This is a genomic window from bacterium, assembly GCA_024224155.1.
Classification (GTDB): domain Bacteria; phylum Acidobacteriota; class Thermoanaerobaculia; order Multivoradales; family JAHEKO01; genus CALZIK01.
Genome location: JAAENP010000349.1, coordinates 1 through 10117, shown reverse-complemented (window position 1 = coordinate 10117; position 10117 = coordinate 1). Strand labels below are relative to the sequence as shown.

The 10117-nt window shown below is 65.8% G+C and carries 21 protein-coding genes; all 21 read right to left on the bottom strand.

Annotation, left to right across the window (positions count from 1 at the left end; translation table 11 throughout):
* Window positions 1-273: 273 nt before the first annotated feature.
* Entirely contained in the window at window positions 274-1455 is a 1182-nt protein-coding gene (locus tag GY769_17675; GenBank protein MCP4203751.1) for a hypothetical protein, read from the bottom strand.
* Window positions 1456-1611: 156 nt separating this feature from the next.
* Window positions 1612-1872 (bottom strand): hypothetical protein, encoded by a 261-nt coding sequence (locus tag GY769_17670; GenBank protein ID MCP4203750.1) that lies wholly within the window; start codon window positions 1870-1872, stop codon window positions 1612-1614.
* Window positions 1869-2075 carry a hypothetical protein gene (locus tag GY769_17665; GenBank protein ID MCP4203749.1) on the bottom strand — a complete coding sequence of 69 codons (207 nt, stop codon included), beginning with the start codon at window positions 2073-2075 and terminating at the stop codon, window positions 1869-1871. The genes GY769_17670 and GY769_17665 overlap by 4 nt, the downstream gene beginning before the upstream one ends.
* Complete coding sequence (locus GY769_17660) at window positions 2072-2293, bottom strand: hypothetical protein (protein ID MCP4203748.1); 222 nt, start codon at window positions 2291-2293, stop codon at window positions 2072-2074. The genes GY769_17665 and GY769_17660 overlap by 4 nt, the downstream gene beginning before the upstream one ends.
* Complete coding sequence (locus GY769_17655) at window positions 2290-2835, bottom strand: hypothetical protein (GenBank protein MCP4203747.1); 546 nt, start codon at window positions 2833-2835, stop codon at window positions 2290-2292. The genes GY769_17660 and GY769_17655 overlap by 4 nt, the downstream gene beginning before the upstream one ends.
* Window positions 2832-3029: a hypothetical protein gene (locus GY769_17650; protein ID MCP4203746.1), complete on the bottom strand. Its 198-nt coding sequence runs from the start codon at window positions 3027-3029 to the stop codon at window positions 2832-2834. The genes GY769_17655 and GY769_17650 overlap by 4 nt, the downstream gene beginning before the upstream one ends.
* Window positions 3026-3256, bottom strand: a complete 231-nt coding sequence (locus tag GY769_17645) for a hypothetical protein (protein ID MCP4203745.1) — start codon at window positions 3254-3256, stop codon at window positions 3026-3028. The genes GY769_17650 and GY769_17645 overlap by 4 nt, the downstream gene beginning before the upstream one ends.
* 372 nt (window positions 3257-3628) lie before the next feature.
* Window positions 3629-3853, bottom strand: coding sequence for a hypothetical protein (locus tag GY769_17640; GenBank protein ID MCP4203744.1), 225 nt, complete (start codon window positions 3851-3853; stop codon window positions 3629-3631).
* Window positions 3850-4047, bottom strand: coding sequence for a hypothetical protein (locus GY769_17635; protein MCP4203743.1), 198 nt, complete (start codon window positions 4045-4047; stop codon window positions 3850-3852). The genes GY769_17640 and GY769_17635 overlap by 4 nt, the downstream gene beginning before the upstream one ends.
* A 202-nt stretch (window positions 4048-4249) precedes the next feature.
* Window positions 4250-5488, bottom strand: coding sequence for a hypothetical protein (locus tag GY769_17630; GenBank protein ID MCP4203742.1), 1239 nt, complete (start codon window positions 5486-5488; stop codon window positions 4250-4252).
* 173 nt (window positions 5489-5661) lie between these two features.
* The gene (locus GY769_17625) at window positions 5662-5892 is read right to left on the bottom strand and encodes a hypothetical protein (GenBank protein ID MCP4203741.1); all 231 of its coding nucleotides are present in this window, start codon (window positions 5890-5892) and stop codon (window positions 5662-5664) included.
* Window positions 5893-5907: 15 nt separating this feature from the next.
* The gene (locus GY769_17620; protein ID MCP4203740.1) at window positions 5908-6192 is read right to left on the bottom strand and encodes a hypothetical protein; all 285 of its coding nucleotides are present in this window, start codon (window positions 6190-6192) and stop codon (window positions 5908-5910) included.
* A 17-nt stretch (window positions 6193-6209) separates the two neighbouring features.
* Window positions 6210-6734, bottom strand: coding sequence for a hypothetical protein (locus GY769_17615; GenBank protein ID MCP4203739.1), 525 nt, complete (start codon window positions 6732-6734; stop codon window positions 6210-6212).
* Between the two features lie 537 nt (window positions 6735-7271).
* Window positions 7272-7457 (bottom strand): hypothetical protein, encoded by a 186-nt coding sequence (locus tag GY769_17610; GenBank protein ID MCP4203738.1) that lies wholly within the window; start codon window positions 7455-7457, stop codon window positions 7272-7274.
* Window positions 7458-7474: 17 nt separating this feature from the next.
* A complete protein-coding gene (locus GY769_17605; GenBank protein ID MCP4203737.1) occupies window positions 7475-8077 on the bottom strand; it encodes a hypothetical protein in 603 nt (200 codons plus the stop codon).
* A gap of 23 nt (window positions 8078-8100) precedes the next feature.
* Window positions 8101-8424 carry a hypothetical protein gene (locus tag GY769_17600; protein ID MCP4203736.1) on the bottom strand — a complete coding sequence of 108 codons (324 nt, stop codon included), beginning with the start codon at window positions 8422-8424 and terminating at the stop codon, window positions 8101-8103.
* Between the two features lie 21 nt (window positions 8425-8445).
* Window positions 8446-8784: a hypothetical protein gene (locus tag GY769_17595; GenBank protein ID MCP4203735.1), complete on the bottom strand. Its 339-nt coding sequence runs from the start codon at window positions 8782-8784 to the stop codon at window positions 8446-8448.
* Between the two features lie 10 nt (window positions 8785-8794).
* Complete coding sequence (locus GY769_17590; GenBank protein ID MCP4203734.1) at window positions 8795-9049, bottom strand: hypothetical protein; 255 nt, start codon at window positions 9047-9049, stop codon at window positions 8795-8797.
* Window positions 9046-9354, bottom strand: a complete 309-nt coding sequence (locus tag GY769_17585) for a hypothetical protein (GenBank protein MCP4203733.1) — start codon at window positions 9352-9354, stop codon at window positions 9046-9048. The genes GY769_17590 and GY769_17585 overlap by 4 nt, the downstream gene beginning before the upstream one ends.
* Window positions 9351-9620 (bottom strand): hypothetical protein, encoded by a 270-nt coding sequence (locus GY769_17580; protein ID MCP4203732.1) that lies wholly within the window; start codon window positions 9618-9620, stop codon window positions 9351-9353. The genes GY769_17585 and GY769_17580 overlap by 4 nt, the downstream gene beginning before the upstream one ends.
* Window positions 9621-9631: 11 nt before the next feature.
* Window positions 9632-9952 (bottom strand): hypothetical protein, encoded by a 321-nt coding sequence (locus GY769_17575; GenBank protein ID MCP4203731.1) that lies wholly within the window; start codon window positions 9950-9952, stop codon window positions 9632-9634.
* Between the last annotated feature and the right edge of the window lie 165 nt (window positions 9953-10117).

Below are 10117 nucleotides of genomic sequence, written 5' to 3'. Positions count from 1 at the left end.
GATCAGCCCGACACACATCGACATACGTTGATGCCCCCCGACAGCCCCCGACACAGGCTGATGCCCGTCGACACAGGCTGATGCCCGTCGACAGCCCCCGACAGCCCCCGAAACCTCCCCGACACTCGTCGATGCCCCCCGGCAGCCGTTGATGCTCGTCGAGGCTCGTTGACGCCCCCCGACACCCCATCGACTCCCCTGACACCCCGCACAAAAAAAGGGGGGCGGTCTCCCGCCCCCCATCCCTAGCAGGTATCTATACCCGCTAGGGCGTTAGAACGCCATCTTGAGGACCTTCCCGGCCTCCCGGTCGATGTACACCCGGCGGTCCGCGAACCTCTCCGTCTGGCTGAGGCGGGTCAGCCCGGCGGTCATCCCCCAGTAGGTCATCGGGTCCCCGTCCTCGTGCGACTCGCAGACGTCGTAGGCCGCATCCAGCATCCTCTTCGAGATGTCCACCTTGCCGAACAGCGCGTCCAGCACGCCCTCCTTCGACCCGGCGATCCTCTTCGTCCGGGCCGTCAGCAGCTTGGCCTCCGTCTCGTCCACGGCCTCATCGGAGAAGTCGAGCAGCCGCTCGTCCACGTCGAAGAAGAACTCCCCTATCCGGCCCATGCCCCCCACGTGAGAGATCCGGAGCTCGTGCACGTCCTCGGCGTCCCACACGATGTGGTTGCCGCACGTGAAGTCGTACAGGAACGTCTGGACGCCCAGAGACTTGTCCCCGACCTCGCTGTTCCAGAAGAACGCGCCTCGGCTCAGGTAACGCCCAGGACCCGCCTGGATGGTCCGGTCTGGACGAACCTGGAAGATGAAGCAATCATGGTCGCTGGCGTACAGCCCCGCCGGCCCGATCATGTCTCCCGGCTTGATGATGGTCGTGTCCCCGAACGGCGCCAGCTCCTCCTCCGTCGCCGGGTGGTTCCGCTCGTCCGCGCACGCGGCGTAGGCGGGCGGCACCAGCCATCCGTCGAGGCCCTGGATCCGGTCCACCAGCTCCCAGTTCCAGAACCGGGTGTAGTTCGTCGAGGTCACGGCCCGGAGGATCGTCCCTCCGTTCCCCTTGTGGACGAGCAGCTGCGCCATGCTCCGGCTCTCCGGCACCGGCACCTCGGCCCGGACCTTCAGGCCGTAGTTCAGGTTCTGGGCCGCCAGCGTGGCCGGGAGTCCCCTCAGGTAGGAGGCCACCCTTCCGGAGCCGCGCGGCACCGCCAGCCCCACGAGCTGGCCAAATGCCCAGTTGCTCAGCCGAGCCGGGGCATCCTCCGGGCCCGGGGGCACGATCAGCTCGCCGCCGTGTGCCTGCACCCGCAGGTCGGCGTACGCCAGGCTCTTCTCCTCCGCCGTGACGTGGTAGCTCGCGCAGGCCCTGCCCATCTCGACCAGGCTCCCGAACCGCTCGTCTGCGGGCCGCGTGGCCCACTGGTTGCTCGCCTTGTACAGGTTCATCGACATGGTTCTATCCTCCCTGCCCAACGGTGGAGCGCATCCTACCGTGGGCCGCCATTTGGAGCAGGAATGCTCCGCTGCCCGCTGCCGAGAACAGGCCCCGATCCCCATTGACCGAGGCCGACACCCAATGACCCGGCAGCGGGCGGCTCAGTACTCCCGTCACGTCCTCTCCTCCTCCAGCTTTCCGTAGTGGAGGTTCATCACGGCGGGCCGCTCCTCGAGCGGCTCCCCCACCAGCAGCTCCTGGGTCTGCAGGATGCCCCCCCGGATGGCCCTCTCCTTGATGTTCTCGTCCCCCTCGTCCGTGACCCGCAGGTACAGGCCCGGCTTCCTCTTGATCGCCCAGTACCACCTGGCCCTCGCCCAGTTGTGCCCCCGGAACAGGACCCGCACGTACGGCTTCGGGCGAATGCGCTTCATCGGAGAATCCTCCAGGGATACCGCTGCGCCAGAGCCTTCGTGCATCGGGCGCACGTGACCTCCGTGTCTCGGTCCGTCGTTTGATAGTTCTCCTCCAGGTCGGGCCGGTAGCCCCAGGTCGCCCCCTCCATCCGGCAGAGGGGCCGGTCCCTGTACATCTCGGGCCGGTCCGGATCTCCGACCATGTGGACCTTGCGCTTCATCGTCCCGTCCCCTTTGCACAAGGGAGGACCCTGAAGTCGCTGGCCGGGACCTCGATCCCTTCCTTGGCCAGCTCCTCGATCTCCCTCGAGACGATGTCCTCGATCTCGCCCGTCGCCACCCACGAATCGGCTCCGGCCAGGCGGTCCTTCTTCACGTCGGAGCAGGTCGCCCGGTGGATCCGGTAGGAGCCCCTGTGGTAGACGACCACGTACTTCATCGCCCCAGCTCCTTCAGCTCGGCCTGCCATGCGGTCGTCATGTCCTCGGTCACCGGCACCGGCAGCTCGTCCGGGTCCAGGCAGTCGGGGCAGCCGCCCTCGGCGAACTTCCGCGTGAAGGGCCGGTTGCAGTTGACGCAGTTGCGCCCGTCCGTGGCGTCGAAGACCTCGTCGTCGCAGTTGGGGCACTCCCTGAGCGGCACCAGGTCGCCCTCGTCCATCACCTCGTCGCAGGTCGGGCAGGCGTACGCGGCCCCGCACTCGACCTTCTCCAGGTTCTCCTCCAGCTCGTCGATCCGGGCCAGCCTCCGGCTCTCCTTGTCCTTCTTCTCCTGCCTCTGCACGCTCGGCAGCCCCTGTCGGCAGTAGGAGCAGACCTGGACCGCCGTGGCCCCCGCCAGCACCTCGTCCGTCTCCAGGATGGCGTCCCAGTCCTCGGCCTCCTCCGGCACCACGTAGGTGCTCACATTGCCCTCCGCCGTCCCCTCCCTGAGGTGCTCGCAGCTCCTCGGGCTGTCCCCTAGAATCTCCTTCCAGCTCATGACCCCGCCTCCTTCTTGTTTCTCGTGAACCAATCCCGGTTGATCCCGTCGCAGGAGAGCATGTGCCGGCGGATGTTCAGCGGCATGTACACCCCGTAGCAGACCCCGCAGCAAACGCCGTGCTTCCGGAGGTTGTGGGTGTGGTGGCTCGCCCGCCTGGCGGCCATCCTCTCCCTGTGGGTCCCCTTCTTCATCGGCTCGTCCTCTCCCGAATCACCCGCGCCACCCGCGCCCAGTGCGCCGCGACCTTTATCATCCCGCACTCGACCGCCTCGTCCCCGGCGGCCCTTGCGGCCCCGCGAGCGCCGCGACCGAACTTGGTCATGAACCGCTCGGCGGTCTCGAGCGACACCCGCTCCCGCTCCGTCTGTGCGTCCTTCAGCTCCTGGATGCGCTCGCTCATGGTCTTCTTGCTTTCCATCTGCCCGTCTCCTTCTTTCCTTGTCGTCATGCCAATTTATATATACAAGACGCGTTCCAGAATCGGCGGCCACAACCAGAAATACCATTTTTCTTGCCCTTTGCCCTCAGCGGTTTACAGGGGACGCGTTTTGCCCCTTCCTGGAAGCGGTCGAAGCACCACCAGATTTTGTCAGCAGGTAACAGATTTTGTCGGCCACTGCGTCCCCGCAAAGTCAGGTGTCCAGGCGGCTTAGCGCGGCGTTTAAGAATTAAGCTCGAGCGGGGTCTCAAAATTAAAGGATCGGCGAGAAACGTCTCAAAATTAAACGCGATCTCGGGGTTTGCAGACAGCGACGGCCCCGCCCGACACGCAGGCGAGGCCGTTTCAAGATTAAGCGTATGGGCAGATGAGATAGACGATGTCCGTCTCCATGTCCAGCCAGCCGTGTCCCATCTGGCCCGGGTTGAAGACGTACAGATAGGACCGCCCGTTTCTGTGCCGGGTCGGCTCCTCCAGCCCCCCGCAGGCCGCGACCCAGCGGTCGGCCCTGGCCTCCACCGCCTCCCGATACTCCCGCTTGTTCTCGAAGACCTGCTCAGCCGTGTAGCCGCTCATCGTCCCGTCCTCCCCGTCTCCGGCCCCAGCTCTGGGTCCTGGGTCAGCATCTCCCGAACCATGCCGGGCCGTCGCTCCCTGCACCCCGCGCAGAACTTCGGCTCCCGATGCGCGTAGCGCACGAACCGCACCCGGCACAGCTCGCAGGTCGCGACCTTCCCGTCTCCGCTCGCCCCGAACCTTCTCCTGTTCATCGTCTCGTCCTCCCTCTCTTGATGAAGTCCGCGAGCCAGTTCCCCGGTCCCCCGAGGGTCCCCGGCTCGACCTCCACGATCTCGCTCCCCCGCCTCCTCAGGGTCCCGGCGGCCCGCTTCCGGATCCGCCGCCTCCGTCCCTGCTCGCAGTCGCAGGGGCCGCTCCGCCTGGCCCCGCATCCCACGTCGTGGGCGGCCTTGCTCACGCGACCACCCTCACCCGGTTGACCCTCGTCTCGGGCCGTCCCTCGTGCTGTCCGTGGTCCTTGACGGTCATGTCCACCACGAACTCCCCGCCCGGCTCGTTCCCGAACGGCAGCTCGTAGCGGCAGCCGGAGGCGAACCAGGTCAGGTCGTGCCCCTCCGGGGTCCGCATCTTGGTTATCGTCGTCGGCCCGTAGTGCCCGTCGATCTCCCTCAGGCTCAGGACCCGGACCGCCACGCTCCGGGCGCGCTTCCCGATCTCCCCGAAGTGCTCGCCGTTGGACCCGGACCTCTCGGCCTCCCTCTCGGCCAGGCGGTCCAGTTGCCGCCGGTAGGCGGTCAGGATGCTCGCGGCGTAGCCCGCGTTCCGCCAGTTGGTCCACCCGGCCTCGGCGATGACCCGCACGTTGTGGAGGTAGTCGTTCCCCTCCGGCACGGTCACCGAGGCGGCCCACTCGACGGCGTGCTTGGCCTCGACCAGCATCTCCTCCGTGATGCCCCGCGCCGCCTTCTTGCGCATCTCCGTGCTGGCGATGGCGCTCAGCACGGAGTCGGCGGTCGCGGTCTTGTCCACCCGGTCCTTGGCCTCCGTCCGGCTCGTCCACCCGAACTCGGCGATGTCCCTGGCCGTGAACGCGAGGAACCCCTCCAGGTCGTACCTCCACTCCTCCCGCTGTCGCGGCGAGTCCGGGTCCGGCTTCTCCGCCCGCTCCAGGACGCCGTTCAGCGAGCCCAGCCAGGCGGCCCGCGCCACGATGGCCTGGGCGGTGTTCTCCCCGAGGTAGTCCCCGAGGCAGGTCCGTCCGATCTGGCGGTACTCCACCCGCTCCCCCGTCTCCAGGTGCCGCGCCAGCACGAAGGTGTCCCGGCGGCGTCGGCTCGTCCCGCAGTGGTCGCAGTTCGGCCCCGCCTCGTAGTACTCGGGGGGCAGGATCCGCTCCGGTGCCACCCGCAGGACCGGCTTGTCGCCGACCCCGTGGTCCAGGACGCCCACCAGGTCCCATCCGTCGACCCGGACGTTCTCGCCGACCGCCGTCACCAGCACGACCTCCTCGGACCGGAGGCCGCCGCAGCAGCCGCAGTCTATCGAGTGATGCAGGACGCCCGGCTTGCTCGCGTCCACCCGCACCCGCGGCAGCCCCAGCTTGTCGGCCCTCCTGTTCAGGGCGTCCACCTTCTTCTGCACCGTCGGCAGCATCCAGCTCTTGATCTCCACCGCCACGCTCTCCGTTGCCATCGTCCCCTCCTCTCTTTCGTCCTGATTGCTCAGCAAGAGGCCCGAGGCCGGGCCTACAGGACTTATACACGCCCGAGCCGAGGTGGCGTTCTGGTCCGCGTCTCCCGTCTCGTTGCGGCGATCCGGCCTGCATCTGCCCTCTTCTCGCACTTCCCGGGCCTCCTGCTGAATCATCAGAACCCCTCCCTCTCGGTCTGCTTGGCCAGCTTCTGGTAGGCGGCCTCGTACAGGCCGACCGCCTCGTCCAGGAGCTCCGTCACCCGACCCGCGACCGGCAGCTCGAGGTCCAGGTGGCCCCTCTCCACCGCGTGGTAGTGCCTCCCAGCCTCCGTCCGCGCGGCCTCCAGGGCCTCCAGCATGTCCCTCACCCGCTCCGTGCTCGCGATTGTTTTGGTTGTTGCCATCGTCCTCTCCTTCCCTTAGCTCAATTTGAAAGTGACCCAGAAATTGCGATACTGTCCGTCGCCCTTGTGCTCGTTCCGGTACCAGCTGCTGAACTTGGCTCCCGTGGCCTTCCGCCCAGTTGCCCTCTCCACCGCCCGCAGGAAGCTAGCCGGCCCCTTCTCCTCCCACTCGGTCGTCTCGAGCTGCACGTCCCACTCGCCCGTCTCGGTGTCGCAGTAGGTCGTGCAAGAGTAAGACACGTTCTCGCGAACGGCCTTGGTCATCCGGTTGAACTCGTCGAGCATTTGCCTCTCGTTCATCTGCTTGCTCCCTTCCATCAGGCGTTGAATCCGCATCCGTCGGGGTCGTCGCAACCCTCGGTCTTGCCGTCGCCGGGCTTGCATCCGCAACCAGGGCAGGCTTCCGGGTCGTCATCCTTCTTGGCAAAGTCGCAGTCGGCCTCGCACTCGGAGCAGGCGCCGTCCTCGTTGCAGAACTCGGCGTCCGGGTCCTCGTCCTCGTCCTTGTCCTCTTCCGTCCCCTCCATCATCGCGGCTTGGATGTGCTCAGGAAGGTAGCATTCGTCGTCCAGCTCTGCGTTCCGGTCGGCCCACACCTTGGCCGCCTCTTCCTCGCAGTCCTCGCAAAGACCGTCTTTCCCGACCAGCCCGGCGCGAACCTTGTCCCCGCACCTCTTGCAGTCGGTAACTTCCATCACCATCACGTCGCCCACCACGTCGTAAAGGTTCCGAACCAGCCTCTCGGCCTCGTCGGCCCCGCCCACCACGCGAACGGTCGTCGTCACGCTGTTGACCCCTGTCAGTGTTTGCCTCGTCTCCATCGTCGCTTGATACTCTTTCATTTGCCTGCCTCCCTTTGTTTCTTTCCTTGTCGTCATGGAATCTTATATATACAAGACCCGTTCCAGATTCTGGGGGTGCCGGGACTTTTTTTCATTTTTCTTGCCCAGAAGACTCAAGCACTTAGCCAGATCGGGGCTCCTCCGTCGGCGCGTCGCCTTGCGCCAGGTAACAGATTTTGTCAGGAGGTAACAGAAAATGTCGGGCACCGCGTCCCCGCAAACCCGGCGCCCACGGTCGGATAGAAGGCGTTTAATTTTGTGACGTTTTCGAGGTTTCAAAATTAAAGGATCGGCGGGATTCGTTTCAAGATTAAACGCGTTTCGGCGGTTTCCCGGCCGCACGCAGAAAAGGCGCCCCCGAAGGGGCACCATATCAAAATTAAGCGCCTACCAGTGCTCGCAGAACCAGCCCAACAAAGAGGTTAGCGGATCGTCAGGATGTCAACTCCATGCCCGCAGAACCAGCCCAACAAAGAGGTTAGCAGATCGGACACAAAAAAGGCGCCCCCGAAGGGGCGCCCTTTCAAGATTAAGCGCCTACCGAATCACCCCGGGCAGCAGGCGCTTGGCCCGGTTGAGCCGGGTCTCCATCTGCTCCACCTCGCCGAGGAGCCGGCTCAGGTCCCGGAGGGCCTCCGGCCCCAGCCTCGACAGGCTCAGCTCGAGTGCCCGGAACTGCCCCGGGATGCCCAGGCGCGCGATCTGCCCCCGGATGTGCCTCATCGTGGCCTCCTTCCCGTTCATCCGCTCGCCCCCTTGGTCCTGGGGTGCCTCGGAACCTCCAGCCCCTGCTTCTCGGCGTAGGCCCTGGCGTGGTCGCTGCACACGCGGCAGTAGGTCACCAGGCCGTCCTCGTAGGAGTAGACGATCCGGTACGTGGCCGGCTTCCCGTCTCCCGGCTTCGGGAGGTAGGTGCACCGGCCCTTCGCCTTCTTCCGGGCCCGAACCTCCGGCGTGAACTCGATCGTCTTGGTGCACTTCCCGTGGTCCACCCGCTTCCGCTTCTGCGGGACCGACTTCTCCTGTCCGGCCTGCTCCGGGTTGCTCCGCTTCAGCTCGGGCCGTCCCTCATCGGCGGCGGCCTCCGCCTTGACTCGTCCGTTCGGTGTTGCGAACATCTCGACCTCCTCCTGAAGGGCGACCTCGAGCACCGACCCGGATGAGACCCGGCTCCGCCTGCTCTGCTTCGCCCGAAATTTGACTCTCCCGCCCTCCCGGGTCTCGTACTGCACGTCGATCGGCACGCCCGTGAAGACCTTGACGTCCGCGCCCGAGAACCCCACGTCCTCCACCAGCAGGACGCCGCCCCCCGGATTGCGATACCATCGACCCTTTTCCAGCATGTCCTCCTCCTTTCGTCGTCTCCCTACGATATGACCGTGACCTTCCTGCCCTCGCAGGAGGCCATGTAGACGTAGTCGTGGTCCGGCTCGACCGGCCTCTCGTCGACCATGTACACGGTCCCGAAGACCCAGCCGTCGCACTTCCAGCCCCGGAGGCACCAGGAGTCGGCCTCGGTCTCCTCGTCCTCGATCAGAAACGTGAGCGGCGCGCACGGCGCGCTCCTCATCTCGTCCCCGCATCCCGGGCACCTCTCCCAGTTCCACTCAGGCTCGGGCGGCCCGGAGGTCCCGGACTCGTCCGCCCTTGCGGGGGGGCTGATTCGCCAGGCGTTTAATCTTTTGCTCATCATCTCCTCCTCGTCCCTCTCTTAGCCCCCGAAGCCCTTGCACCCGAACCGATGGAAGGCCCTCGCCCCGCAGAACTTGCACCTCCCGCCGCCGTGGTCCACCCCGCAGATCTCGCAGAGCATGTCCCGCCCGAACGTGCAGTGCTCGTCCCTCGTGTGCTCCCGCCACGGCTCCGAGCATCCCGGGCAGAACTGCGCCTCCGCCGCCCCCCGGGTCTCCACCCAGGCGTCGCAGCGCACGCAGAACCGCTCGGCGACGGCCTCTTCCCTCCAGCTCGTCGCCACGTTCTGCCCGAGGATCATCGCCCGGCTCGTGATGATGGTCTCGGTCCGCTCGTTTCTCGCCTCTCCGTGGTTCATCGTCTTCTCCTCATTGCGTGAACGCCTGGAAATTGCAGGACGGCTCGGAGGGCCTGGCCCGCCTGTCGTCCGCCCCGTACTGCTCGCACTGGAACCAGCCAAGGATGGAGTGGTTCGACTTGAGCTTGCCCCCGCAGTCGGGGCAGGCGCCCGTGGCCACGACCCTCCTGGCCTCGGCCTGGAGCTCGTCCATCCGTGCCCTGTGGCACCGGTCGCACTGGTTCGCGTACTTGCTCATCCGTCGTCCGCACTTGCATCGGTTCATCGGTCCATCCCCGCCCGACGGTAGGCTCCGTCGAGCACCTTGGCGGCATCCCGCGACGCCCTGTCCGCGTCGGCCCAGGCGCCCCCCGTGTGAAACCTGTCCTTGCCGATGACGTGCCCTCTGGCCGCCGTCAGCATGTCCATCGCCTCGAAGGGGTCCTCCGGGACCCAGTTCCGCTCAGCCCGCCTGGCCCGAAGCGCCTCGGCCTCGGCCCGGTCCCGCGCCCGCGCCCGGTTCTCCCTTCGTATCTGCGCGTCCGTCATGCTCCCCAGCCTCAGGATCTCGGCCCGCTCCTCGTTCGTCATCGCCCCGACCTCCACTCGGCCCGCATCTCCTCGGCGTAGTCCTCGTCCTGCTCGTGCCAGGACTCGAAGAGGTTCTCCTCGGCCCAGGTAGCGAAGGAGTCCCGGTCGCCCTCGTATTCCGGAGAACCGTCCATGAACTCGGCGAACGCGTCCTTGGCCCGATTGCTCTCCAGCCCGGCGGCCTCGTCCTGGAGTCGTTCCCAGGCTCGCTCGGCGGCCTCGTCGGGGCTGCTTCCCTGAAGCTTCCATCCGTCGTAGTAGCTCATCTCGTCCTCCCCTACGCCGCTGACTTCTTGGCGACCAGCTTGGCCTTGTTGACCTTGACCGACACGTAAGAGCTGGCCTTGACCTCGTAGCCGGCCCGGTCGACCTTCTTGATGATCCACTTGCTGAACTCGACCTCGGCGTCGTCCCCCAGGAACCCCTCGACGACCGCGTGGTGCGGCTTCCGCTCTTTCTTCAGGGCCTCGATCGCCTTCTCGTGCTCCCTTATCTGAATCTGAATCCGCTCGCGTTCCGCAAGCGCCTTCGCTATCTTCATGTCGCTCATGTTCTCCATTTGCCTGCCTCCCTTTTCGCTTTCCTTTGTTGTCGTCATGGCAATTTATATATACAAGACGCATACCAGAAAACGGGGCAGATCGGGGACGCCCAGATATTTTTCTTCTTCAGAGAAAACAAGCACTTAGAAAGAAAGCAAGAGATCGGGCGGCGCGGCCAGGGGCTTGAAACATATCGAGATTAAGCCCGGCATCTCAAAATT

Coding starts and splice junctions, on each gene's coding strand:
- GY769_17660 (MCP4203748.1), bottom strand. CDS start 2,293: ATGAAGTACGTGGTCGTCTACCACAGGGGCTCCTACCGGATCCACCGG.
- GY769_17595 (MCP4203735.1), bottom strand. CDS start 8,784: ATGAACCACGGAGAGGCGAGAAACGAGCGGACCGAGACCATCATCACG.
- GY769_17675 (MCP4203751.1), bottom strand. CDS start 1,455: ATGTCGATGAACCTGTACAAGGCGAGCAACCAGTGGGCCACGCGGCCC.
- GY769_17650 (MCP4203746.1), bottom strand. CDS start 3,029: ATGAAGAAGGGGACCCACAGGGAGAGGATGGCCGCCAGGCGGGCGAGC.
- GY769_17630 (MCP4203742.1), bottom strand. CDS start 5,488: ATGGCAACGGAGAGCGTGGCGGTGGAGATCAAGAGCTGGATGCTGCCG.
- GY769_17645 (MCP4203745.1), bottom strand. CDS start 3,256: ATGGAAAGCAAGAAGACCATGAGCGAGCGCATCCAGGAGCTGAAGGAC.
- GY769_17665 (MCP4203749.1), bottom strand. CDS start 2,075: ATGAAGCGCAAGGTCCACATGGTCGGAGATCCGGACCGGCCCGAGATG.
- GY769_17600 (MCP4203736.1), bottom strand. CDS start 8,424: ATGAGCAAAAGATTAAACGCCTGGCGAATCAGCCCCCCCGCAAGGGCG.
- GY769_17590 (MCP4203734.1), bottom strand. CDS start 9,049: ATGAACCGATGCAAGTGCGGACGACGGATGAGCAAGTACGCGAACCAG.
- GY769_17670 (MCP4203750.1), bottom strand. CDS start 1,872: ATGAAGCGCATTCGCCCGAAGCCGTACGTGCGGGTCCTGTTCCGGGGG.
- GY769_17580 (MCP4203732.1), bottom strand. CDS start 9,620: ATGAGCTACTACGACGGATGGAAGCTTCAGGGAAGCAGCCCCGACGAG.
- GY769_17655 (MCP4203747.1), bottom strand. CDS start 2,835: ATGAGCTGGAAGGAGATTCTAGGGGACAGCCCGAGGAGCTGCGAGCAC.
- GY769_17575 (MCP4203731.1), bottom strand. CDS start 9,952: ATGACGACAACAAAGGAAAGCGAAAAGGGAGGCAGGCAAATGGAGAAC.
- GY769_17585 (MCP4203733.1), bottom strand. CDS start 9,354: ATGACGAACGAGGAGCGGGCCGAGATCCTGAGGCTGGGGAGCATGACG.
- GY769_17640 (MCP4203744.1), bottom strand. CDS start 3,853: ATGAGCGGCTACACGGCTGAGCAGGTCTTCGAGAACAAGCGGGAGTAT.
- GY769_17615 (MCP4203739.1), bottom strand. CDS start 6,734: ATGAAAGAGTATCAAGCGACGATGGAGACGAGGCAAACACTGACAGGG.
- GY769_17625 (MCP4203741.1), bottom strand. CDS start 5,892: ATGGCAACAACCAAAACAATCGCGAGCACGGAGCGGGTGAGGGACATG.
- GY769_17635 (MCP4203743.1), bottom strand. CDS start 4,047: ATGAACAGGAGAAGGTTCGGGGCGAGCGGAGACGGGAAGGTCGCGACC.
- GY769_17620 (MCP4203740.1), bottom strand. CDS start 6,192: ATGAACGAGAGGCAAATGCTCGACGAGTTCAACCGGATGACCAAGGCC.
- GY769_17610 (MCP4203738.1), bottom strand. CDS start 7,457: ATGAGGCACATCCGGGGGCAGATCGCGCGCCTGGGCATCCCGGGGCAG.
- GY769_17605 (MCP4203737.1), bottom strand. CDS start 8,077: ATGCTGGAAAAGGGTCGATGGTATCGCAATCCGGGGGGCGGCGTCCTG.